Annotated in this window: 21 protein-coding genes and 1 tRNA gene; 3 read left to right on the forward strand and 19 right to left on the reverse strand. The window is 33.0% G+C overall.

Annotation, left to right across the window (positions count from 1 at the left end; translation table 11 throughout):
* Nucleotides 1-6: 6 nt before the first annotated feature.
* The 8 genes from Q0870_RS10740 to porU form a co-directional block, all read right to left on the reverse strand.
* Nucleotides 7-642 carry an HAD family hydrolase gene (locus Q0870_RS10740; protein ID WP_298555473.1) on the reverse strand — a complete coding sequence of 212 codons (636 nt, stop codon included), beginning with the start codon at nucleotides 640-642 and terminating at the stop codon, nucleotides 7-9.
* 3 nt (nucleotides 643-645) lie between these two features.
* Entirely contained in the window at nucleotides 646-1,329 is a 684-nt protein-coding gene (locus Q0870_RS10745) for an SDR family oxidoreductase (RefSeq protein ID WP_298555474.1), read from the reverse strand.
* The gene (locus Q0870_RS10750) at nucleotides 1,322-2,353 is read right to left on the reverse strand and encodes a M20/M25/M40 family metallo-hydrolase (protein ID WP_298555475.1); all 1,032 of its coding nucleotides are present in this window, start codon (nucleotides 2,351-2,353) and stop codon (nucleotides 1,322-1,324) included. Before Q0870_RS10750 ends, Q0870_RS10745 begins: the two co-directional genes overlap by 8 nt.
* A gap of 85 nt (nucleotides 2,354-2,438) precedes the next feature.
* Nucleotides 2,439-4,067, reverse strand: coding sequence for a pyruvate dehydrogenase complex dihydrolipoamide acetyltransferase (locus Q0870_RS10755; protein ID WP_298555476.1), 1,629 nt, complete (start codon nucleotides 4,065-4,067; stop codon nucleotides 2,439-2,441).
* A gap of 3 nt (nucleotides 4,068-4,070) precedes the next feature.
* Nucleotides 4,071-5,069: a pyruvate dehydrogenase (acetyl-transferring) E1 component subunit alpha gene (pdhA, locus tag Q0870_RS10760; protein WP_298555477.1), complete on the reverse strand. Its 999-nt coding sequence runs from the start codon at nucleotides 5,067-5,069 to the stop codon at nucleotides 4,071-4,073.
* Nucleotides 5,070-5,251: 182 nt separating this feature from the next.
* Nucleotides 5,252-5,734 carry a cytidine deaminase gene (gene cdd / locus Q0870_RS10765; RefSeq protein WP_298555478.1) on the reverse strand — a complete coding sequence of 161 codons (483 nt, stop codon included), beginning with the start codon at nucleotides 5,732-5,734 and terminating at the stop codon, nucleotides 5,252-5,254.
* A gap of 98 nt (nucleotides 5,735-5,832) precedes the next feature.
* Nucleotides 5,833-7,068, reverse strand: a complete 1,236-nt coding sequence (porV, locus tag Q0870_RS10770) for a type IX secretion system outer membrane channel protein PorV (protein ID WP_298555479.1) — start codon at nucleotides 7,066-7,068, stop codon at nucleotides 5,833-5,835.
* Nucleotides 7,069-7,102: 34 nt separating this feature from the next.
* Nucleotides 7,103-10,987, reverse strand: a complete 3,885-nt coding sequence (gene porU, locus Q0870_RS10775) for a type IX secretion system sortase PorU (protein ID WP_298555480.1) — start codon at nucleotides 10,985-10,987, stop codon at nucleotides 7,103-7,105.
* Nucleotides 10,988-11,247: 260 nt separating this feature from the next.
* Here porU and gldJ point away from each other — a divergent pair, with 260 nt between their 5' ends.
* Nucleotides 11,248-12,945, forward strand: coding sequence for a gliding motility lipoprotein GldJ (gene gldJ / locus Q0870_RS10780; protein WP_298555547.1), 1,698 nt, complete (start codon nucleotides 11,248-11,250; stop codon nucleotides 12,943-12,945).
* Between the two features lie 94 nt (nucleotides 12,946-13,039).
* A complete protein-coding gene (gene murF / locus Q0870_RS10785; RefSeq protein WP_298555481.1) occupies nucleotides 13,040-14,320 on the forward strand; it encodes a UDP-N-acetylmuramoyl-tripeptide--D-alanyl-D-alanine ligase in 1,281 nt (426 codons plus the stop codon).
* Nucleotides 14,321-14,403: 83 nt separating this feature from the next.
* Here the strand turns inward: murF and Q0870_RS10790 are convergent, their stop codons facing one another.
* From Q0870_RS10790 to Q0870_RS10840, 11 genes are all read right to left on the reverse strand, one after another.
* On the reverse strand, nucleotides 14,404-14,943 hold the full coding sequence (locus tag Q0870_RS10790; RefSeq protein ID WP_298555482.1) for a hypothetical protein: 540 nt from the start codon (nucleotides 14,941-14,943) through the stop codon (nucleotides 14,404-14,406).
* Between the two features lie 9 nt (nucleotides 14,944-14,952).
* Nucleotides 14,953-15,900, reverse strand: coding sequence for a hypothetical protein (locus Q0870_RS10795; protein ID WP_298555483.1), 948 nt, complete (start codon nucleotides 15,898-15,900; stop codon nucleotides 14,953-14,955).
* A gap of 194 nt (nucleotides 15,901-16,094) precedes the next feature.
* The gene (locus tag Q0870_RS10800) at nucleotides 16,095-16,865 is read right to left on the reverse strand and encodes a helix-turn-helix transcriptional regulator (RefSeq protein ID WP_298555484.1); all 771 of its coding nucleotides are present in this window, start codon (nucleotides 16,863-16,865) and stop codon (nucleotides 16,095-16,097) included.
* 98 nt (nucleotides 16,866-16,963) lie between these two features.
* Nucleotides 16,964-17,038: transfer RNA gene (locus tag Q0870_RS10805), tRNA-Val, on the reverse strand.
* A 62-nt stretch (nucleotides 17,039-17,100) separates the two neighbouring features.
* On the reverse strand, nucleotides 17,101-18,318 hold the full coding sequence (locus Q0870_RS10810; protein WP_298555485.1) for a folylpolyglutamate synthase/dihydrofolate synthase family protein: 1,218 nt from the start codon (nucleotides 18,316-18,318) through the stop codon (nucleotides 17,101-17,103).
* Nucleotides 18,319-18,321: 3 nt separating this feature from the next.
* Nucleotides 18,322-19,176: an energy transducer TonB gene (locus tag Q0870_RS10815; protein ID WP_298555486.1), complete on the reverse strand. Its 855-nt coding sequence runs from the start codon at nucleotides 19,174-19,176 to the stop codon at nucleotides 18,322-18,324.
* A 2-nt stretch (nucleotides 19,177-19,178) separates the two neighbouring features.
* A complete protein-coding gene (locus Q0870_RS10820) occupies nucleotides 19,179-19,571 on the reverse strand; it encodes a biopolymer transporter ExbD (RefSeq protein ID WP_298555487.1) in 393 nt (130 codons plus the stop codon).
* Between the two features lies 1 nt (nucleotide 19,572).
* Entirely contained in the window at nucleotides 19,573-20,274 is a 702-nt protein-coding gene (locus Q0870_RS10825; protein WP_298555488.1) for a MotA/TolQ/ExbB proton channel family protein, read from the reverse strand.
* 212 nt (nucleotides 20,275-20,486) lie between these two features.
* Nucleotides 20,487-21,887 (reverse strand): sodium:proton antiporter NhaD, encoded by a 1,401-nt coding sequence (gene nhaD / locus Q0870_RS10830; protein WP_298555489.1) that lies wholly within the window; start codon nucleotides 21,885-21,887, stop codon nucleotides 20,487-20,489.
* Between the two features lie 8 nt (nucleotides 21,888-21,895).
* Nucleotides 21,896-23,122, reverse strand: a complete 1,227-nt coding sequence (locus Q0870_RS10835; protein WP_298555490.1) for a Glu/Leu/Phe/Val dehydrogenase dimerization domain-containing protein — start codon at nucleotides 23,120-23,122, stop codon at nucleotides 21,896-21,898.
* Between the two features lie 159 nt (nucleotides 23,123-23,281).
* Nucleotides 23,282-24,340: an anhydro-N-acetylmuramic acid kinase gene (locus Q0870_RS10840; protein WP_298555491.1), complete on the reverse strand. Its 1,059-nt coding sequence runs from the start codon at nucleotides 24,338-24,340 to the stop codon at nucleotides 23,282-23,284.
* Nucleotides 24,341-24,477: 137 nt separating this feature from the next.
* On the opposite strand from Q0870_RS10840, the gene Q0870_RS10845 reads away from it, so the two are divergent.
* Nucleotides 24,478-25,620, forward strand: coding sequence for an acyl-CoA dehydrogenase (locus Q0870_RS10845; protein ID WP_298555492.1), 1,143 nt, complete (start codon nucleotides 24,478-24,480; stop codon nucleotides 25,618-25,620).
* Nucleotides 25,621-25,769: the final 149 nt, after the last annotated feature.

A 25,769-nucleotide genomic window follows, 5' to 3' on the forward strand; every position in this document is an offset into this window, starting at 1 on the left:
CTACCATTAAATCATATCTAAAAGTTTACCCATACTACCAAAAGTACTTGTAGCTATATCTTCTAGTTCATTACTATAATCATGTTCGGTATAACCAAAAACATCAAAACCTCCAGACTTTGCTGCTTTTACTCCTGAAACACTATCTTCAATTACTAAACATTCATTTGGTTTGAATCCCATAGTTTGTGCTGCCCATAAAAATATATCAGGCTCTGGTTTCCATTTTTGAATAGCATAACAACTAAAAATATTCCCTTCAAAAAAAGGAAGTAGTCCTGTAATTTCTAAATTAAGACGAATTTTATTTTCTGGTCCACTTGAAGCCACACAAAACGGGATATCTAAACTCTCAACAACATCTTTGATTCCGCTTATGGGTTGAATATTTTGACGGAAAGCTTCAAAAGTGTTAATACGATAATCTTGTTCAAAATGAATTGGTAATGACTTATCTATACGTTTGGAAATAATATCCAAACACAAATTAAGAGCCTTTCCCTTCAAGCTAATAAGAGACTCTTCAAAATTCATATTAGCACCCAAATTATTAGCCATATCTACTAAAACCTTTATAGCAATAGACTCACTATCTATTAAAACACCATCGCAATCAAAAATGATGCATTTGTATTTACTCATAAATTAAGGCGTAGAATTTGAAACTTGAAGTAATTTACCGTTATAATATTTATTTCCGTTTAACGAAAAATCAAAAATATATGCTGCCATTTCCAATGCTGTAGTTGGCGCTTTGTACCCTGGAAATGCTTCTTCTAACATTTCAGTCTGTACAGCACCTAATGCTAATACGTTAAACGAAATTCCAGATTCTTTATATTCTTCTGCCAATAATTCTGTTAAAGTAATTACTGCCGCTTTACTTGAACTGTAGGCTGCTAAACCCGGAAATTTCATACTCCCTTGAACACCTCCCATGGAGCTTACAGTTACAACATGACTATTACGCTTCATAAATGGCAATACCACTCTTGTTAATTCAGCAACACCATAAACATTAGTTTTGTAAATACGTTCAAAATCTAACATGGACGTTTCAGAAAATGGTTTGTTTAAAAGTGCGCCAGCATTATTAATTAAAACATCTACTTGTTTCCATTCCTTATTTATAAAATCTTCTACTTTTTGATAAGCTTCATTATCATTTAGATCGAAAGAAAAACAAGTAACATTTTCTAAACTTAAATTTTTAATCGGTTTTTCATTCCTTGAAAGTGCCAATACTTTATGTCCTGCTTTAGCAAATAGTTGCACTAGTTCAAACCCAATACCTCTACTTGTTCCTGTAATTATGATGTGTTTACTCATTGTTCATTTTAATTTCTTTAAAAGAAGCATTAATCATGCCTTCTAATGCGGGAATCATTTTATTGATAAAATTTGTCATATGATTAAAGTCCATTTTATCAGCTTCGTCATCTACATGGTGATAGTAATCGAAATTAGTGAAATCGAAAGTAGAAATAGCATGTGCTGGTACTTTAAATTCTTGATAGAATGGATAGTTATCTGATCGCATAAATAGATTGAATTCTTTTGCTTTTGGAAAGAAACCTATCATGTCATCACCTCCATAGATATTCAATTGTTTAGCTAAATTAGATTTTCCATACCCAGACATGTAAGCCATAATTTCGTTTTCGGCTCTTGGCACGCCAATCATTTCAAAATTAATCATGGTATATAGATCTAAATTTTCTTTTTTAAGCCTTTCTGCGAGATGCTCTGAGCCTTTCAATCCCATTTCTTCTGCCGAGTACAACGTAAATAGTACACTTCTTTTATTACTTTTAGTTTTAGAGAAGTATTTTGCCCATTCTAAAACTGCGACAGTTCCAGAAGCATCATCATTGGCTCCATTTGCAATTTCATCTCCATTTACTGCTTTTGCCGTTCCTATATGATCATAGTGTGCACCAAGAATAACAAACTCATTTTTTAAATTTGCGTCATTACCCTCTAAATACCCAACTACGTTATAGCCAATAATTTTCTTAACATTAAAACTATCTCTATAGGTTTTAAAATAAGGTTTTATACTATTTTTTTTGAAGATATCCTCAATGTAAACAGCAGCTTTTTCAATACCTTTTGTGCCGGTATTTCTGCCTTCTAATGCATCAGAAGCTAAATACTCTAAGCTTGTTTTTACATCTTCTAAATTAATGTGGTTTTTAATTCCTATTGGTATATTAGTTGTAATTTCAGTTTGTACTTCTGAAGTATTCTCAACTACTTTCTCTACTTTATTAGGATTAGTTTCAATAATTTGCTTTTGCCCGCCACAGCTTAAAATAAAAACTAAAACGAGTAAACTAAATATTTTTTTCATAGGTCTTAAATATTATTTTTTAAAGATAAAAAAAACCTGCTTCAATTAAATGAAACAGGTTTTTTAAATTATATGTTATTAATATTTAAACCAACATAGTAACAGGATTCTCAATATAGCCTTTTAATGTTTGAAGGAATTGAGCACCTGTAGCCCCATCAACCGTTCTGTGATCACAAGCTAATGACAATTTCATCGTATGACCTACTACAATTTGACCGTTTTTAACAACTGGCTTTTCAACAATATTTCCAACAGAAAGAATTGCCGAGTTTGGCTGATTAATAATCGATGTAAAAGTATCTATTCCAAACATACCCAAGTTAGATACCGTAAAGGTACTGCCTTGCATTTCGTCTGGTGTCAGCTTTTTATTTCTTGCTTTTCCTGCTAAATCTTTAACATTTGCACCAATTTGAGGTAAAGTTTGCTCGTTTGCAAAACGCACTACAGGAACAACTAGCCCGTCAGGTACTGCAACAGCTACACCAATGTGCACATGATTATTTAAACGCATTTTATCTGCAAACCATTGTGAGTTTACTTGAGGATGTTGTTTTAATGCTAAAGCACAGGCTTTAACAATGATATCGTTATAAGAAATTTTAGTCTCTGGAATAGAGTTAAACTGCGCACGGAATGCCATGGCATTTTCCATATCAAACTCAACACTTAAGTAATAATGTGGTGCAGAAAATTTAGAATTTGTTAATGCTTTTGCAATAGCTTTACGCATTTGCGAGTTATCAACATCATCAAAATCTTCTTGACCAGATGGCACAAATTTACCAACTGAAGCCGCAGAAGTTGCAGGTTCGTAATTTTCTATATCGCGTTTAACTATTCGTCCGTTTTCTCCAGAACCTTGAACTTTAGTTAGATTAATGCCTTTTTCCTCTGCTAATTTTTTTGCTAGAGGTGATACATATACACGACCGTTTTCTGTTACTGGAGTTGGCGCAGGTGTTTTTGATTTTGTTTCCGTTTTAGCTTTAGCTGGAGTAGATTTTGGTGTTTCAACCTTAGCTTCAACTTTAGGTGTTTCTTTTTTTGCTGGTTCAGATGATACCGAAAAATTAGCAGCAACTCCAGAAACATCTGTTCCTGTAGGACCAATAATCGCTAATAACGCATCTACTTTTGCAGATTCACCTTCCTGTAATCCTATTTCTAATAAAGTACCTGATTGGAAAGATTCAAATTCCATGGTTGCTTTATCTGTTTCAATTTCTGCTAAAATATCGCCTTCTTCAACCGTATCACCAACTTTCTTTAACCAAGTGGCTACAGTACCTTCTTCCATAGTATCACTTAAACGCGGCATGGTTACAACTATAACACCTTCTGGTAAATCTGTAGATGCTGCAGCGCTAGCATCAGGAATTTCTTCTGAACTTGTCTCTGCTTCAACAACTTCTTCTTTTAACTCCGCAGAAGCGTTACCACCACCATTTAAAAGACTAGTAATATCCTCACCTTCATCACCAATTATTGCTAAAAGCTCATCTACTTTTGTAGTTTCACCTTCTTGAACACCAATATGAAGCAATGTTCCTTCGTTGAAGGATTCAAACTCCATTGTGGCTTTATCTGTTTCAATCTCAGCTAAAATATCACCTTCTTCAATCTTATCACCTACTTTTTTTAACCAAGTAGCAACCGTGCCTTCTTCCATCGTGTCGCTTAAACGCGGCATATTTACAACTATTGCCATATCTTATAATTTGTGTTTTATAAATGGATAATCTTCTTGCTCGTAAACCATATCGTATAATTGTTGCTTTTCTGGGAATGGAGATTCTTCAGCAAATTTCTCACATTCAGCAACACGCGATTTTACACGTTTATCAATTTCTTTAATTTCGTCTTCAGAAGCATATTTTTTATCAAGAATAACGTCCTTTACTTGTGTAATAGGATCTATTTTCTTGTACTCTTCTACTTCATCTTTGGTTCTGTAATGCTGTGCATCACTCATAGAATGCCCTCTGTAACGATACGTTTTTAATTCTAAAAATGTTGGACCTCCACCTTTACGTGCTCTAGAAATAGCTTCATCAAAAGCCTCAGCTACTTTAATAGGGTTCATACCATCAACCGGAGCACAAGGCATATCATAACCTAAACCTAGTTTCCAAATTTCAGTATGGTTAGCTGTTCTTTCTACAGATGTTCCCATGGCATATCCATTATTTTCACAAACGAATACCACTGGCAAATTCCAAAGCATAGCTAAGTTAAATGTTTCGTGTAATGATCCTTGACGTGCAGCACCATCTCCAAAACAACATAAAGTTACACCATCTACACCATGATATTTATCACCAAAAGCAATACCAGCTCCTAAAGGAATTTGACCTCCAACAATACCATGACCACCGTAAAACCTAAATTCTTTTGAAAAGATGTGCATAGAACCACCCATACCTTTGGATGTTCCTGTAACTTTCCCAAATAACTCAGCCATAACACGTTTAGGGTCTACCCCCATACCAATTGGTTGAACGTGGTTACGGTAAGCAGTAATCATTTTATCCTTAGTCAAATCCATAGCATGCAAGGCACCTGCCAATACAGCTTCTTGACCATTATATAAATGAAGAAATCCTCTTACTTTTTGCTGAATGTATACTGCTGCAAGCTTATCTTCAAACTTTCTCCAGAATAACATCTCTTCATACCAGCTAAGGTAAACCTCTTTTGTGATTTTTTTCATTGAATATTATTTGATGTACTATTATTATAATTTGCGGAATACAAAAGTAACACTTTGTGCTGTATTGCAAAAACGCAACATGACTAAAGTATAAAAAAAATTAAAAATAAAACTGTTGCTCTATTTATTTAATTAATTGTTATTTTTTCTAACAAAAAATTAAATATCTTAAATAAAAACTACTATAGTACCGATTTATCAAACCCTAAAGGTAAAAGGTCTGAAAGTGAGTTTGATTTGGCTATTACGCCCGTTTCTCCCATAAAATAAATTTCTATTGGTGTATTCTGTTTTATCTCATATTCTGCTATAGCTTGCCTACATGCTCCACATGGTGGAATTGGCTTGATTGTTTTATTCTTTTTTGACCCTGCTGTTATAGCCATTCGAACTATTTTTGCTTTTGGAAATTGAGACCCCGCATAATATATAGCCGTGCGCTCCGCACACAAGCCAGATGGATAAGATGCATTTTCTTGATTACTACCTAAAACAACTTCATCATTATCTAAAAGTAGTGCTGCTCCAACATTAAAATTTGAATATGGTGCATAAGCTTTTTCTCTAGCCCCAATAGCTTTTTCCATAAGTACAATTACATCCTGAGGAAGCTCTTCTAAGTTATCAAAAATGTATAGGGTAGATTCTATTTTTATTTCCTTCATATTCAAAAATGTATTCACTAAATTTAAGAAACAATTGTAAACAAAAAAACTATTGCTAAAAAGCAATAGTTTTTAATATGGTTTAAATCTTTAATATTCTAATATTCGTTGTACTCGCCAGCGCCAATATTAAACGTTAAAGAAAAACGTAATGTGTTCTCTAACGGGCTTTGTATTTTCGATGCCGAAAACAAATAAGACAAATCAATATTTACAACATTTGCCTTAAAACCAGCTCCTAAAGCTAAAAATTTTCTAGCTCCTTTATCTTCACTTTCATTAAAATAACCTGCTCTAAAGGCAAAAGAATCTTGATACACGTACTCCGCTCCTAAAGCCCAAGTAAACTCTTTTAACTCTTCACTAAATCCACCAGGAGCATCACCAAATGATTGGAATATCCCTGAAAGAAAACTAACATCTTGTGATTGACCACCTATAATAACATCATCTGTTTCGCTTATTAATTCATCATCAGCTGATTCGTAAGTTCCATTATCATTTAAATCATTAAATACAATCTCTGTACCCAATGCTGGAGGTGTTGGCACCAATAGCTTGGCAACCTCGGCAGTAACTGATATTTTATTATAATCATCAAAAATAAAATCAAAACCTGCTCCTAAACGTAAATTTGTAGGTTGAAAATTTTCAGAACCATCTTCGGTATACTTAAATTTTGGCCCTATGTTTTGAATTGCAAATCCTGCTCTCCATCTACCGTTAAAATCCGAATACGCTTCTTCTTCACCTTGATAAAAACCAGAAATATCAACTCCAAACGTACTTGCTCCATCAGTATTTCCGCTTCCATCATCAAGTCTTAAATCAGACACAAGAAATTTCATACCCACAGACATAGCAAACTGCTCAGATAAACGTAGTGCATAAGAAGCATCAATTGCAAATTCATTTGGTCGTTGTATTAACGCTTCAGAAAACTCGTCATTAACAAACTCAATATCACCTAAAGAGAAGTACCTTAAACTAGCTGAAAAAGCACTTCTATCATCTATTCTATTAAAATAAGTAACATTTCCTAAAAATATATCATTTACTAGCTTACTTAGGTATGGTGTATAACTCACACCTATCCCTGATTTTGTTTCAGAAAAAGCATATTTTGATGCATTCCATTGTTGAGAAAACGCATCAACTGATGTTGCAACACCCATATCACCTAAGGCTGCAGCTCGCGCATCTGATGCAATTAACACAAATGGCAACCCTGTAGTAATAACTCTTGAATTATCATCGGGGATAACTACTGTAGTTTGTGCTTCAGTTTTAAAAATGAAAACCAATGCTATTAATAATAATATTTTATTCTTCATGAAAGCAATTTTAATTAGCAAATATAATTTTTTATTACAGTATAACAAGTTTCTCTATCTTTTCAACCGTTTTATTTAACAAATCTGAGTGTACTTTTAATTTATAAATATAGACACCTTTTCCTATTCTATCTCCAAAATCGTCTCTTCCATCCCAAACGATATTTCTAGATAAAGAACTTGTTGTCTTTATTCCTCCTGCTGTTTGACCATTTAAGGTTCTTACCAACTTACCAGACACCGTGAATATCTGTATAGAAACGTCTAAAGGTTCCGAACTATTGTGGTTAAACCAAAATTCTGTATAATTAACAAACGGATTTGGATAATTTAGCACATTATCAATAACTAAACTCTGATCTTTATCAAACACAATAAATTGTATTTCTGATATTGATGAGTTATTATAAACATCCCAAGCTTTTAAAGTTAACGTATGCAAACCAGATTCTAAATCTCTAAAAGGAAAACTTACTGTACCTTTGGTATAATCATCAACTTCAGTTTGATAATAATCATTTAAAACAACTGGATTGGTTTCGTCTCCATCTATAATGGCAACAATATCATGCCCTATTCCACTGGCTGTATTTATACCATTAACATCTTCCATTTTAGCTAACAGTGTAGGTGATTCATTGGTGATTCCACCTGTAACAAAGTTTTCATCATTCATATAGAGCGTTACTATTGGCCCCGTATTATCTTCTGGAGCGTCTTCATTTAAACCGCCTATCTTAACAGCATTTATATTTGCTCCTGATTGATCTTCGGTTAAAGCTTCATTTTTCGCATAGAAACTAACTTTTCCAAAGCCTACGGGAATTCCTATATCTTTTGGCACAACGAAATCAAATTCAAATTGCCCATTTTTAACAGAGGCTTGCCCTCTAAATATAATTTCACCAAGTGCAGTGAAATCTAATATTATAACCTCACCACTATTGTTTTTTATACCATCATTCCCTAAAGTTTGCCTGTTAATAAACTTATCATAAATGGTAGTTGACAATGTACCATTATAGTTGCTTAAAAGATTACCTGAAAGATCTGTAACCTCTCCAGCTAACTTCACATAACTTAAAGCTTTTAGGGTATCTGTGGCTTCTGTAATATCCACATCATTTATTTTAGTAAGCTTTACATTGGGTTTTGGAAATGCCAATTTCATAGCTGGATCACCTATAAAAAACACTAAAGTCTTTTGACTACTACCTGAAATTACGCGGTTGTTCTTCGCAAGCCTTAAAGCTTCAGCCATTGAAGGGTATTCATTATCACTATAGGTATCGCTATCACTGTAAGAAAATAGATACTGACCTAACTCTTTGTTAAAAGTTATCCCGAAATTCACAAAAACTTGTCGTGTTGTAGTTATTAATCCAACAGCACCTGCTTCGGTATTCCAAAATGTAAACTCTCCGGCAGTTTCTCTAAAAGGGTTATCAAACCTAGTAAACTCGCAAGTTACAGTTACAAAACAATTTAACTTGCAGAAATTACGAAGCCCTGTAATATCTGGTTTTAAAAAAATTCTTTCTTGAGCCAAACCATCTTCACCACCATGACCAAAGTAATTAACTACTAAAGCCCCGTTATCCATAGCATTAACAATTTCGTTTGTAACTAAGGGATATCTATCTCCACCTGCAGATGATTCTTGCTGAAAGGCATCTGAATGAATTTTTAAGACATTTATAAAGGGTTTTTCTACCGATACCAAATCGCCAATATCATTTGTTGTTTCTTGTAAATCTCCTTTAAGTTTACTGTCATTATCATCAGAAATAACTACAAAATTGTTCCGCCAACTTCCAAAAGCCTCCTTAATATAATAAGATTCAACCTTATCGACCATTTCTTTTCCTCGTTTAGGGGTATCAGCCAATATTCTTCCAACAGCTATATCTAATTTATCACTGTTAATCATAGTTCCCTCATTATCATCCATCATACCATAAAAATCATCAGAGACAAACGAGGTTGCTAAACTAAAACTGTTATATGAATACCATGAGGGAACAATATTGGTGTTATTAGTAACTCTATCTTTATAATCATAAGAACCATCTCCAAATAAACATAAATATTTTATTCTGTTTTCTGGTGTACTTGCGTTATCATAAACGTACTTAACCATATTCCTTATAGCTCCTATATCTTGATTTCCTGAACTAAATTCATTATAAATCTCATCTAAACCAACAACCTTTACATTTAATCCGTTTTGATTTCTGTTTATCTCAGCTAAGCGTTCAGCTTGATTAATCATATTATTTGGACTAACAATAATATAGTCTATATCTTGAAAATTTCCTTGGTTATTTTGAAAAATAGTCCCTTTGATATTTTGATTATTAACTACTTTTTTTGAATCTGTTTTTGGTGCAAAATAATTTGACGACACAGCAACATAAGATTTCAATGTCCCTAATGAGGAAGTAAAACTTACTGAAGGATTATTATCTAAGTTTTCAAAGTTTGAAACATTATAAATATCGGTTACATTCCAAATCTCATCAAGGTTTGAAGTATTACTAATGTTGTATTGAGCAATTCCTGCTGCAGCTGCCACTTCATTATTTTTAAACAGAAATTGATTTCCATTAAATTTTAAAGCTCTTTTTCCTTCTACAGAAATATAATCTAAATACCCTATAACACTAGGATTACCAAGATTATCGAAGTCTAGACCAACTTTAATAGTAGACGAATTAACATTTAAGCTACCGTTATAAGATGCCCCACTAGCAAGACTTGGAGTTGAAACTCCATTAATCACTAATGTTGATACGTTGACTCCGTTAACACTAACATTCATTTGGCTTCTACTTTTGGATGCGGTAGCTACGAGAACTGATAATCGTATTGGCTCTGACGTTATTAAATCTGTAAAGTCAAACTCAAACTCTTTATTATTATCAATATCAAATCGATCACCAAACCAACGTCTACCTAAAGAAACAAGATTATAATTATCGATTTCATGAAATTGGTAGTCGTCATAACTGTCAATAATCATATCAATTGCTCCTGTAGGCTGGTCAAAAGGTTGTATTCTTTTTCCATTACCTGAACTTACATTAATGTAATAATATGTTTTATCAGCATAGCAATTAATATGGGTTCTACTTTCGGCATTATATTCTTTAGGCCCCTGACCATAAAATAGAATATAATCATTATCATCAATTACACCATCAGCTTCTCCAACAAACTTTATGGCATTTTCTGGAACATCATAAGGATAAGCTTCTGCGTTTGAATACGGAATCATGCGGCCACCATGACCATATAATTTTACTGTTCTAGGATCAACACTATTAACTTTAACACCTAGACTCTGTAAAAAACTTTTAGATAATTTAAAAACACCTGTCGTATCAATATAAAACCGGTACCACTCGCCAGAACTTAAAACGGAATTAGAAATAACTTTTGAACCCCTATTTTTTTCAAAAATAGAAGGCCTGTTAATATTAGAGCTGTTTTTATAATTCAATTGAAATGAAATAACCTTTTTAATAGTTCCATTCTTATCTTTAATAATGGGAGAAAATTGAAAAAAAGCATATTTTATATTTCTAGCTATTGAGTTTTTTAAACTGAATGTTAACTCACTTGGAAGTTTACTTAAATCCAAATCCATTAAATCGCTTTTAGAAATGGTTTTATATATAACATTACTCACAAAAGCCGAAGATTCATTAATTTCAACTTTAGTTTCCCATTGGTCATTAAAAAAAAGTCCCCTTTCTAAATCATAATTAAAATATTCTTGATTAAAAGATGGAACTTCAATTGAAAAACTTCCTATAGAAAACGTTTGAGAGTCACTCCAGTTTATACTATATCTTTTTTGTTGTGCAAAAACACCTGCCGAAATAACCAACAGTAAAAATAAAATCTTCTTCTTCATTGCTAAAATAACGTCGTTAATCAATTGTTATTATCAAAAAAACAACAATTTTAAAAACAGATTCAAAAATACAATAATAAATTAGTAAAACACACGTTTATACAACACAAAACTATGGTTTAAAAGGCTAAAATCATCGTTGTAATGCACAAAAATAGGACGAAATACACTATTTTTTGGTTAAAATGCATAAAACAGCTTGCGTTATTGGGTTTAATTCTTATATTGCAGCTCCAAAATTAATTAGCTTACTTAAAAGTATGGATATGAAAAAAGTAGTAGCATTCAAGGTTTTATTAGTTTTAGCACTAGTAGTGACTTCAACTAGTTGTAAAAAATCTTCGAGTTCAAAAAACAGCTCCAGAGCTACTGGATGGAACATCAACGATAGAGATGGTGGTTTCCAGTACAATACAGACTTCAAAGAACAAGAAACTTCCCCTGGATTAGTTTTTATTGAAGGAGGAACATTTACCAAAGGCCGTGTTCAAGATGATGTTATGCATGATTGGAACAATAGCCCAAATCAACAACACGTTCAATCATTCTATATGGATGAAACAGAAGTTACCAATGCTATGTATATGGAATACTTAGATTGGATTAAACGTGTTTATCCGCCTTCTGATGAAAACTTCAGAGCGATTTATCATGGTGCTTTACCAGATACATTAGTTTGGAGAAATCGTTTAGGATTTAACGAAGTAATGACAGAAAACTATTTACGTCACCCAGGATATGGAGAATACCCTGTTGTTGGTGTAAGTTGGATTCAAGCTGTTGAATTTGCTGGTTGGCGTTCAGACCGTGTTAATGAGTTTAACTTAGAAAAAGCTGGTTACATAAAACGTGGAGCTAAAATTACAGATGTAGATTCAGAACAAACCTTTAGTACAGATACATACATTAATGCACCAACCTTAACTTATGGTGGCAATGAAGAAATTGTAAACCCTGAAGGACGAGGAAGAAGGAATGTACAAGTTGATGAAGATGGAAACGAAAGCGGTCTATACGCTACTCGCGAAACTGGAATTATATCACCAAAATACAGACTACCAACTGAAACTGAGTGGGAATATGCCGCTTTAGGATTAAGTGAACTTAGGAGCTATAACCTATACCGTGGTCGTAAAAAATATCCATGGGATGGGCAATATACACGCTCTGGAAAACGAAAAATTCGTGGAGATCAATTAGCTAACTTTAAACAAGGTAAAGGTGATTACGGTGGAATTGCTGGCTGGTCTGATGATGGTGCTGATATAACTAATGAAGTTAAATCTTATGACCCAAATGATTTTGGTTTATACGATATGGCTGGTAATGTTGCTGAATGGGTTGCAGATGTTTACAGACCTATAATTGATGACGAGTTTAACGACTTTAACTATTATCGCGGAAATGTTTACACAAAAAATGCCTTAAATGAAGATGGTACCGTGAAAGTTGTTACTTCTGATGAAATTGTTTACGATACTTTATCTAACGGAAAAGTAGTAGCTAGAAATTTACCAGGCGAAATTCTTCAAGTTCCTATTGATGAAAATGAAACGTATTTACGTACTAATTTTGACAAAAGTAATGTAATAAACTTTAGAGATGGAGACAGAAGATCTTCTCGTAATTTTGAAAGCTTTAATGATGATGACGAAAGCGTAGATGGAGAAAAAACATCTTCAACTAGACAAATGTATAATTCTCCCAAACATTCTATTTCTAGAGATTCTTTAGGGAATATTGTTAGAGAATACGACAAAGGGAGCAACAGAACATCTTTAATTAACGACGAAGTTAGAGTTTACAAAGGTGGGTCTTGGAAAGATAGAGAGTATTGGTTAGACCCAGCTCAAAGACGCTACTTTCCGCAAGATATGGCAACAGACTACATTGGCTTTAGATGTGCAATGTCTAGAGTTGGATCTAAAAGCAAAGGAAAAGGTAAAAAGAAAAACTAAACCATTTAGTTATTTATAAATAATAAAAAAGTCCTAGCATTTGTTAGGACTTTTTTATTTACATTTAGTTTAGAAATTGAAAACAAATAATTTTTTGAAAGCAGCAGATATACACACCTTATTTTTAGAATGCAATTCAGTATCTACTGATACAAGAAAAATAAAACCTAGTGATATGTTTTTCGCCTTAAAAGGCGACAATTTTAATGGAAATAGTTACGCAGATGCAGCTATAAAAAGCGGTGCTAAATACGCCATAGTTGATGAATCCATATACAACACATCTAATAAAACTATTCTAGTTAAAAACACTCTAAAAACACTTCAAGAATTATCGGCCTATCACAGAGAATATTTAAGAGTTCCTATAGTAGCACTTACAGGAAGTAATGGAAAAACAACTACTAAAGAGTTGATTAATGCGGTATTATCAGAAAAACACATTACTACCGCAACTATCGGGAATCTAAACAACCATATTGGCGTTCCTTTAACTCTGCTTTCAATGACTGAGCACACTGAAATTGGTATTGTGGAAATGGGTGCCAACCATCAAAAAGAAATTGAATTCTTGTGTAATATTGCAAAACCCGACTTTGGTTATATTACAAACTTTGGAAAAGCCCATTTGGAGGGTTTTGGCGGTATAGAAGGTGTTATTAAAGGAAAAAGTGAAATGTACGATTATTTGATTTCTGAAAATAAACACATTTTTGTTAATACTAATGATAACATTCAGGTTGCTAAAACCAAAAATGCAAACCTATATCGCTTTGGAAATAAAACTAACGAAGTCGATGTTTTGGTAAGTTTTATTGAAGCCCAACCTTTTGTGAAGTGCCTATATAATGGACTAGAAATTCAAAGCCAACTTATTGGTGATTATAACTTTAATAATATTGCAGCTGCAGTAGCTATAGGCAACTATTTCAAAGTCAATGATTATGCTATTAAAACCGCCATAGAGCGTTATATACCAACAAACAACAGGTCACAGATTATCGAAAAAGGCTCAAACAAAATAATTCTAGATGCATACAATGCCAATCCTACCAGTATGCATGCCGCTTTATTGAATTTTGAAAAGCAAAAAGGTCATAAAATTGCTATTCTAGGAGATATGTTTGAATTAGGTGAAGAAGCTAAAGAAGAACACCAAAATATTATGGATTTGGCTATTTCTATGAATATTGATGAAGTAGTTTTTGTTGGGGATAATTTTCATAAGGCTGAAGCAAAATCAAACAAACCAAAACTATTCAAATCTTTTGATGATTTAAAAAATAGTATTATTTTATCTGAAATTAAAAACTCAACACTTCTTATAAAAGGTTCACGTGGAATGGCTTTAGAGCGGGTTTTAGAACTATTATAAAAAGTGTCACTATTCTGATTTTAATAATAACACTTTAGTTTTCTTTTAAAAATTATCTTTTATAAAAGCTTCTTATTAATAATCTACTCAAAAAAAGGCGCGTTAAATTCCTCATAGGTAGTTAGTGTACAACCACCTTGAGAAGCTGTGTATCCGAAAACCAAATTACCATTATTTAAATAAGTAATTTTAAAAACAATATCTGTCTCGTTATCAATATGGAGAGCTGTTTTATTACTATCAGTCCATTGCCAAGTTCCTACTTCAAATGGACTACCATCTTTTGAGGTTTTTTGATATCTTTTACCATTAGGATATAATGCCGCATAGCCTTGACTATTGTAACTTTCATCATCTTCATCGCAAACATCATTATCATTGAAACTAAAATCACTTGTAACGTGAGTCCACCATTTTTGCGTATCACCCATCTTACTTGAAGATTTACCAGATAAGCTAGAAAACCCTGTCAAGGTTTCATTTCTCAATTCTTTAGCCACAATTTCCCCAGAAGGAATTCTCTCTAAGCCGGAACCTGATTCATCATCATCTCCACTTGAACTGCTACACGCATATGCAAAAGAAATTATTCCTACAAAAAATAAATATTTAATTAATTTCATGATTTTTGGTTAATTATCGTCACTTGGACAAATAAAAGTTCCTGTTACACTATAAATTGTTGGATTTTCATCCGATTTAACCATAACATTATAAGAAAAAGTTCCATCATTCCATGACCCAGTTCCACTCTGTAATCTATATGTTATATCATCTGATGCATTTTCTGTATCACCATAATTTGTTAATGTAAAATAAGGATCATTTTCAAAATCAAAAGGGTCATCAGGATTAAAAGTAACATTCCCAGACTCACCGACATCTCTAACTGAAGCACACCAACGATCATCCTCATCAAAACAAGTACTTATATCACTCTGATTAGTCGGAGGATTATAAATACAGTTTATAAATATTGAAGCTGTTAAATCCCCCGTTAAACTTGAGCTGATAGTTGCATAACCTGTATCACCTGAACAATCAGCCTGACTTACTAACCCTGCACATGAAGGCTCATCGCAATTACCACATAACATAGCTACCTCTTGAATATTTGATTTTGATATTTTCCCTTCATCTGTTTGCGCAAATTCATAACATTTAATATCATGGCAAATACTTGAAAGATTATCACAAATCTCTGGAGTAATTTGAAATGAAAAACTGCCTGTTCCAGCGGTAGCTCCGCTTGTATTTATCGGAACAAAATTTATAGGTCCTGATGTACCAAATCGCATGCCAACAGCAGTTACATTTCCATTAGGCGCATTAAATGAAATATAATTATTCATCGTCGCTCCAGCTGAAATAGGTACAGTTCCACTACCATTTGAATTAATAGTTACACTATTGTCTATTTCAACATCATCAGGGTTAACTTGAAAGGCTCCTGGAGGTAATACTAATTTTTCATTCATTTGTAATGCAACTTCAGCTTCATCCGAAATTTTATCAACACTATCCTCTCCACATGTAAATAAGACCATCATAAGAACGATAAATAAATAATTGGTTTTCATAATTTTGATTTTGGTTAGCAGTTATACTAAAAACTATTAACGGATATTAAAACAAAAATGTCCGAAATATACTTACATATAAAACTGACATTTTGTTGGTTAATATAATTCTCCCTAAGAACTAATTAATAGCGATGTAAATATCAATAATTAGTTTGATTAATGCAATACTCAAATTGAGTAGTACAACCTTTTCAAATAAGGTTTCTATTAATTTTAAGCATCCCAATAAGCTCTCCTGTTGAGGATATGTTTAATTTTTTAAGAATATTTCTCCTATGCGTATCAACTGTATTTGCCGTTATACTAAGCTTCTCAGCTATTTCTTTACTTGAATAGTTTAAAACTAATAGCCTTATAACATCACGTTCTCTATTACTAACACCATCAGAAAGTAATTTTTGAGAAAAATTATTAAAATAAACCGTTTCATACTCATTTTTATCGTTTAATAATTTAGCTGAAGCACATACTTGCATTTCGATATTAGATGATAATACGGTGTAGTGAGCCAAACCTATTATAGGTTTGTTTTCCCTATCAAACTCTAGTGGCGTTGTATTTTGTATAATGTTTACATATTCATTGTTTCCATTCTTTAATCGATAATTCCATGTATATGTCATCTTACTCCTATCTCTAACAGCAATTTCTTTTAAAGTAAAATTCATAAGTTCGTTCAAAGCTTTTAACCATACTTCTAAATCTTCTGGATGCATTTTACTCCATAAATACCGCATACCCTTTGCCTTTAACTCCACTCTATCCATACCTAAGCAAGCATTCAAATTTTTACTTATGTATTCAAATGATAAATCTTGCGTGTTAGTAATACAGAAAAAAGTAGAATTATAAGGTAAGTATGTATCTAATTCTATTATTTTTTCAATGTGTTTTTTTAGTGAAGGATTATCATGCGATTTAAAAATTTCTTTATAGGCTTCTTTGATACTTCCATTATTCATAGATGAGAGATTTTCTTAAATATAGATAAAAAAAATTAAGAAGAACCTTATTAATTTAAGAGCATAAAAAAATCCCAAGAAAAATCTTAGGATTTTTGTGGGCGCGAAGGGATTCGAACCCCTGACCCCTTGGGTGTAAACCAAGTGCTCTGAACCAACTGAGCTACGCGCCCTCTAAATTGGACTGCAAATATAACCTAGTTTTTAATATTGCAAAAACTTTTTCAATAAAAAATTAAATTATTTCTGCTACAACAAATGTACTCCCTCCAATAAAAATTAAATCATTGTTTTTTGCGTTTTTTAAAGCCGAATTATAAGCTTCATTAACAGTACCATATGCCTTACCTAATATACCAAACTTAGATAATTTTTGTTTTAATTCTTTTTCATTTAATCCTCTTAAAATACTAGGTTTACAGAAGTAATAAGTAGCATTTTTAGGTAGCAAATCGGCTATCGTACTCAAATCCTTATCATTTACCACTCCAAAAACAATGTGCAAAGACTCGAAAGACTCATTTGAAAGCTGCTGCATTACATGACGCAAGCCCTCTCTATTATGTCCTGTATCACAAACTACCTTTGGAACCGCATTTAAAACTTGCCAACGTCCTAACAACCTTGTGTTTTTTACAACTTTTAACAAACCTTGAGTTATATTATTTTCAGAAATATTAAATCCTAATTTTTGAAGTTCATGTATTGTTTGAACAACAGTTTTTATATTCTTAGACTGGTAACTTCCAATCAAATCTGATTTATATTTTTTAGAAATGACTTTATCTGCAAAAACAATCTTGGAATTATTAGTTTTGGCTAAACCCTTAAAAACCGATATTGTCTCTTTTTGAGTTTCACCAATAACTACTGGAACACCTTTCTTGATAATCCCTCCCTTTTCAAAAGCAATAGCTTCACGTGTATCTCCTAAAAACTGTGTATGATCTAAACCAATATTTGTAATTACAGAAACCTCTGGAGTAATAATATTAGTAGAATCCAATCTTCCTCCTAAACCAACCTCAACAACAGCAAAATCAACTTTTTGTTTAGCAAAATATTCAAATGCCATGCCTACTGTCATTTCAAAAAAAGACAGCTTATTAGCTTCAAAAAAGGCTCTGTTTCGCTCGATAAAACCAATAACAAATTGCTTACTTACTTCTTGTCCGTTAATTTTAATACGCTCCCTAAAATCTTTTAAATGTGGCGATGTATACAACCCAACTTTATACCCGGCTTCTTGTAAAATGGAGGCCAACATATGGCTTGAAGACCCTTTTCCATTAGTTCCAGCAACGTGAATTGATTTAAACTTTTCTTCTGGGTTAGCTAAGTACTTTGCTAACTTTATAGTATTTGATAAATCTTTTTTAAAAGCTGTTTTACCTTGCCTTTGATACATTGGGAGTTGAGAAAACATCCAATTGAGTGTATCTTGATATGTCATTGACTACTGACTTAATTTGAAGTTAACACTAACAAATCCTATTTGACGCGATGGTGCTTTAGAATCTGATGGCCATTTATGAGACATAGCAATTTTTTTTGCTGGCTCTAATAAGCATTGAGCCGTATTTGTTGTACCTTTTTGGCCAGGGTCTGCAGATACTACATTACCATTTTGATTAACAATAATTTTTACGATGACCATTCCTGACTCATTACAATCTTGTTTCAATCTTTTAAAAGAAGCCTTACCCCTACCATTTAAACCGTAACCAACGCCTCCACTTCCGGTGCCTTGATCCCCAAAGTAACTTGGCGCATAAGGATTACCATCTAAGCTACCTTTATCTCCAGCTGTATTATCATTACCTTCACTTCCAGTTTCAGAACCTTCAGATTTACTAACTCCACCAATTAAAGCATCCAGCTTCTTTCTTTTTTCTTCTTGTTCACGCTTTTCTTTAGCAATTCTATCCGCCTCGGCCTTAGCTTTAGCATCTGCAATAGCTTTTGCTTTTGCTTCGGCTTGTTTTTGCTTTTTTATAGCAATTTCTTCTGCGTTTTCTTGTGTTAAAACTTCTTCTTTAACTTCTGATGACTTTGCAGGTTCTGGTTCTGCTTTTGAAACATCTGGTTGTGGTGGTTCTTCAATTTTACGAGGCTCAGACTTTACAGGTTTCAATGGCTGAATATTCCCTTTACCAAAACTTGAATTACCAAAATTTACGGCAACACCGTACTCTTCAGGCGGATCCATATATGTTGTACCAACCACAAACAACAAAAGCAACAGAATTACGGCTATCAAAGCTGTTAATTTTGCTGAATTCTTTTCATGTTTTGTTTTAAAATACTTCATCCCTATTTTGGCTTTACAGCTAAAACAACCTTAAATTTATTTCTATTAGCGATATCCATCACTTTTACAACGTTTTTAACAGGAACTGACTCTTCTGCTCTTAGTATAATAGTTGGCTTCTCTTGAGAAGATAACGCAGCTAACAATTCGTTTTCTAAAACACTTTCGCCAACTCGTTTTTGGTCTATATAATAGGTTAAATCTTTCTTTATACTAACTGCTACAGACTTTTTATTTTCTGTTTTTCCACTTGCTTTTGGTAATAAAATATCAATAGCATTTGTGGTTACTAAAGTTGAAGCAATCATAAAAAAGATAAGTAACAAAAACACAATATCTGTCATGGATGACATATTGAATTCTGGTGTAACCTTATTTCTTCCTCTAAAGTTCATACTAAGTAGGTTCGTTTAAATGATCTAAAAACTCTAACGAATTTGCTTCCATTTGATATACCACTTTATCTGTTCTAACTACTAAGTGATTGTAAGCCATATATGCTACAATACCTACAATTAAACCAGCAACGGTAGTCGTCATAGCGGTATATAAACCACTTGCTAAAACGTCCATTTGTATAGAACCACCTGCGTTAGCCAATTCGAATATTGCTAATATCATTCCAATTACCGTACCAAGGAACCCAATCATTGGAGCAGCACCAGAAATGGTTGCTAGAATACTCACGTTTTTTTCTAGTCCATAAATTTCTAAACGGCCAGCGTTTTCGATAGCTGTGTTGATATCAGCTAATGGTTTGCCTATTCTAGAAATCCCTTTCCCAATTAATCTTGATACTGGAGTGTTTTGTTGTGCGCAAAGCATTTGAGCTGAATCTATTTTACCATTACTTACGTGGTCTTTAATTTGATTCATGAAATTAGCATCAACTTGCGATGCGGCTTTTATTGCAAAAATGCGTTCAAAATAAATATAAATAGCGCCTACTAAAAGTAAAAACAAAATGGCGATTATCAGTTGTCCTGCAAGGCCTCCACTACTAATTAACTCTATTATTGAAAGTGATTTTTCAACAGATTCACCATCAGTTAGTACTTCTGTACCTTCTTGTGTGTCTTGTAATAATGTACTTAGCATATAATATTGATTTATTGCAAATGTATAACGTTTTGTTTTTTATTAAAGTATAATTGATATTTTAATATGCACTTTAAATGTTTTAACGGTTGCTGGATTTGCGTTAGGGATTGCAATGAAAAGCCCACAGCACCTCATGTTTTTGAGGTGCGCGGACTTGTAATGTAAAGCCCGACCCTTGTGGTAACGCCCAAATAACTTTTATTTAAATTTTAAAACCAAGTTCTTGTAAACATGAATGCTACTGCACCTACTAAGAAACCAACTAAAGCCAACCATGCTATTTTTTTTAAGTACCAGAAAAAATCTATTTTTTCCATACCCATGGCTACAACACCTGCAGCAGAACCAATAATTAACATACTTCCTCCAGTTCCTGCAGAATAAGCAATAAAGTGCCATAACTCATTATCTATAGGTTCATGAAACATACCTAAACTAGCTGCTACTAAAGGCACATTGTCTATTATAGCAGAACCTACACCTAACAATAATACCACTAAGTCTGAAACTCCTGTGTGCCCTTCTTGATGTAACTCTGTTCCTAACATTGGCATTGTATCTTGTAATGACCCAGCAAAATTGAATAAGATTCCTAAAGATTCTAAAGCAGCTACGGCCATTAAAATTCCTAGGAAGAATAATATACTTGGTAATTCTATTTTAGATAATGAGTAATGTACAGGGCTATGCATGGCATGTGCATCGCTTTCTTCTGCACCATGCTCAGTCATACTAAACTTAGAGCTACTATAAATTTCTGCAAAAATAGCCACTACACCTAAAGACAACATCATACCAACATAAGGTGGTAAATGCGTTATTACTTTAAATATTGGAACAAATACAATAGCACCTAAACCTAAATACAGCATGGTACCGCTAAACTTAGATTTCTTTTTTTCTTCAACTTCTTCCATTTCTAAATCCCCTTTAAAGGCTGGTAAAAATGATGCTATAAATGTTGGTACTGCCATACATAAAAATGATGGCAATAGTAAATACCCAATTAAATGCCCTGTGGTTACTTTTTTCCCAATCCATAGCATGGTAGTAGTAACATCGCCAATTGGAGACCAAGCACCACCTGCGTTGGCGGCAATTATTATTAAACCCGCATACCAGATACGCACATTTCTGTCTTTTACTATTTTTTGTAGAATAGAAATTAAAACAATGGTTGCTGTAAGATTATCAATTATTGCTGATAAGATGAAAGCCAGTATGGCAAAAATCCAAAGTATTTTACTTTTTTTCTTAGTTTTAATAAAGTCTTTAATAGTTGAAAAACCATCAAAATAATCAATGATTTCAACAATAGTCATAGCTCCCAGAAGGAATACTAAAATCTCAGAAGTTTTACCTAAATGATGCAATAGGGTTTCTTCCATTAAATGCATCTTTTCTTCGGAAGCTAAACCACCAAAATTTTCCATTAAGGAATGGTTTCCAGAGTCAAACCATTGTGTAAAGCCATCAATACCTAAAGCTATTAATGCCCAACAAATTGCCATCATGACTAGTGCCGGAATAAGTTTATCAATTTTAATACTATGCTCTAAAGTAATGGCTAAATAGCCCATTACAAACACTAAGATGATTGCTGCTTCCATAAATTTAATTAAATTAGTTGTTTTAGTGCAATTTCAAATGCTGTTGCACTCATTTCGGTTTTTGACTTATTTTTATTGTAAACTTGTTGTATGGCGTCTTTTATTCTATTCGAAGTATCATTAAAAATGGCCTCATCTGTCATTTGCACTTTACGCTCCATAAAATACGCAAAAACTCTTGCCATTCCACAATTTGAAATAAAATCTGGAATTAAACTTACTTTATAATCAGTATGCTCCATGATTGGCCCAAAGAAAATCTCTCTGTCTGCAAAAGGCACATTAGCACCGCAGGATATAACTTCTAGTCCATTATCAATCATTTCGTCAATTTGATGAATTGTGATTAATCGTGATGCAGCACAAGGTGCGAAAATTTCGGTATTTAAAGCCCATATCTTTCTATTAATTTCTTCGAAAGGAATTAAATTATCCGCCACTAAGGTATTATCTCTCTTAGCAAGAAAAAAATGACTTATATCATCAAAAGTAAAACCGTCTTCATTTATAACACCTCCTACTATATCTATAATACCAACAATTTTAGCTCCCATTTGAGATAGATAGAAAGCAGCAGCAGCCCCTACATTTCCAAATCCTTGAACAACGGCCCGTTTACCTTTTATAGAACCTCCATAAATATTATAATACTGCTTTACAGCTTCGGCGACTCCAAATCCTGTAATCATATCGGCTACGGTATACTTTTTTGAAACATCTGGTGAATAATCTGGGTTTTCAATAACTTTAATTACACCTTGACGCAACTGCCCTATTCTATTAATTTTATCGGCTTCGGTGGGTTTAAAATGCCCATTAAAAACCCCCTCTTGCGGATGCCAAACTCCACTTTGTTCTGTAATAGGTATTACTTCATGTATTTCATCAACATTCATATCACCACCAGTACCGTAATAACTTTTTAATAATGGGGAAACAGCTGCATACCAACGCTCTAAAACACCTTTTTTACGAGCATCTTTAGGGTCAAAATTAATACCTGACTTAGCGCCACCAATAGCAGGACCAGAAACCGTAAATTTGATTTCCATAGTTTTTGCTAAAGATAAAACTTCGTTCATATCAAGTCCTTTACGCATTCTTGTTCCACCACCTGCAGCTCCCCCACGAAGTGAATTAATAACCACCCATCCTTCTGCTTCTGTTTTAGAATCTTTCCAGTTAAAGATTATCTCAGGTGCTTTTTTCTCATACTTTCTTAATAATTTTTTCATTCTACTTTCCTAATGACTCATTTATACAACATTCCTATAATCTATACGGAGATAAGTTTAAGCGAAGTTATAATTGAGTCATTAGGAAAATAAATTTTAATTATTAATCTAACAAATATAAAAAACTAAAAAGCTATTAAGATTAATTTTTTATGATTTTTATGGGAGAAATATTCTACCAGAACTATGGTCTTTTGAAGCTCCTGTAACACTTTTCAAACAATTTACTTCGTTTCTAAGTTTTAATATCCCCAAAAAAGCAAAAACAAGGGCTTCTTTAAATTCTACTAAATCATTATCAGGAATTAAAATATCAACTTTTTTATTCGATTTGATTTTTGAAATGATATAAGAATTATATGCGCCACCACCAGTAACTAGTACTTTAGAATTCTTTTTTAAAACTCGTGCTATTTGTTTTGAAATATGGTCTGAAAATGTTTTAAGAATATCTTTCTCTTCACCTCTTGCAGCTTCAATAAGCGGGAAAATATTTTTATTAACCCACTCTAACCCTAATGATTTTGGTGGTTTTTCACTATAAAAATCTAACTCACTTAACATATTTCCCAAAGTCAGCAAATATGCTCCTGATGCTGCAATTTCACCCTTATCATCATAATCAAACCCTAATTGTTTAGCATATTTATTAAGGACAATATTAACTGGACAAATATCATAAGCAACCCGTTTATCATTCAAATCCATGGAAACATTTGCAAATCCTCCTAAATTCAAACAAAAATCGTATTCAGAAAACAACAATTTGTCCCCAACTGGAACAAGTGGAGCACCTTGACCTCCTAGTTCAATATCCTGTACTCTAAAATCGCATACAACCATTTGTTGCAATATTTTAGCTAAAAATGGCAGATTACCTATTTGATAAGTTAATGCTTTATCTGGTTGGTGTAACGCCGTATGCCCATGAGAGCAAACAGCGTCAATATTTTCTATACCATATCTATCTATAAAATTTCTAATAACACCTCCTAAATATTCAGTATAATCAACATCTATAATTTTTAATTCATCCAAAGAATTATTGACTAAATTCTTGAGTTTTTTATACCATTTAGAAGAATATTCAACAGTTTCAGCATTCAGAATCTCGAAACCCCAATTATCATTTAAATAAAACTTAGTATAAACTAAATCAATTCCATCTAAAGATGTACCAGACATTACACCAATTACATAATATTCATCTTTCATCATAGAAAGTAAATGTAATCAACTTACTTAAATATATAAAAGAATCAACCCGTGAAATTGAGCCATTGTTTTTAAGTATTCACATTTAAAAGCTATATTTGTAAACATTTTTTACCAAAACAAGATTTTAATTACGAATTATGAATTTTAACCTTTCGGAAGAACATATAATGATACGAGATGCGGCTCGCGATTTTGCCAGAACAGAATTACTTCCTGGAGTAATTGAGCGTGATAACAAACAAGAATTCCCGCAAGAGCTTGTTAAAAAAATGGGAGATTTAGGTTTTTTAGGTGTTATGGTAGACCCAAAATATGGAGGAAGTGGAATGGATGCTATTTCATATGTACTAATTATGGAAGAACTTTCTAAAATTGATGCCTCAGCCTCTGTTATAGTTTCGGTAAACAACTCCTTAGTTTGTTATGGATTAGAAGCTTACGGAACAGAAGAACAAAAACAAAAATATCTAACCAAATTGGCTACTGGCGAATTTATTGGTGCATTTTGTTTAAGCGAACCTGAAGCTGGTAGTGATGCTACTTCACAACGTACAACAGCCATAGACAAAGGCGACCATTACATAATTAATGGCACAAAAAACTGGATTACAAGTGGTGGACGTGCTGATGTTTATTTAGTTATTGCGCAAACAGATAGAGATAAAGGCTCTCATGGCATTAATGCTTTTATTGTTGAAAAAGGCATGAAAGGTTTTGATATTGGCCCAAAAGAAGATAAACTTGGTATCCGCGGAAGCGACACACACACCCTACAATTTAACGATGTAATAGTGCCTAAAGAAAATAGAATTGGGGTTAACGGTTCTGGATTTCGCTTTGCTATGAAAACACTTTCTGGAGGGCGAATAGGTATAGCGGCACAAGCCTTAGGTATAGCTTCTGGCGCATACGAATTAGCATTAAAATATTCCAAAGAACGAAAAGCTTTTGGAACAGAAATTTGCAACCATCAAGCCATAGCATTCAAATTAGCCGATATGTATACTGATATTGAAGCTGCAAGAATGATGGTCATGAAAGCTGCTTGGGATAAAGACCAAGGCAAAAATTACGATAAATCTAGCGCCATGGCAAAACTATACGCCTCGAAAGTAGCTATGGAACACACAGTGGAAGCCGTACAAATACACGGCGGTAATGGTTTTGTAAAAGAATACCATGTAGAACGTTTAATGCGTGATGCAAAAATCACTCAGATATACGAAGGGACTTCAGAGATACAAAAAATTGTAATTTCTAGAAGTTTAATTAAAGAATAAACATATAGTTTCTCCATAAACTATTATCTACTTTAAAAAAAAATCGTCATTTAATATATTTTCTATATTATTTGGCGATTTTTGTTAAGTTGCGTTAAACCTTCCGACTTAATAAATTAGATTTCTATCTTTAGACAAAAATATTTTCA

The organism is uncultured Algibacter sp. (genome assembly GCF_947487575.1).
Lineage (GTDB): Bacteria > Bacteroidota > Bacteroidia > Flavobacteriales > Flavobacteriaceae > Algibacter_B.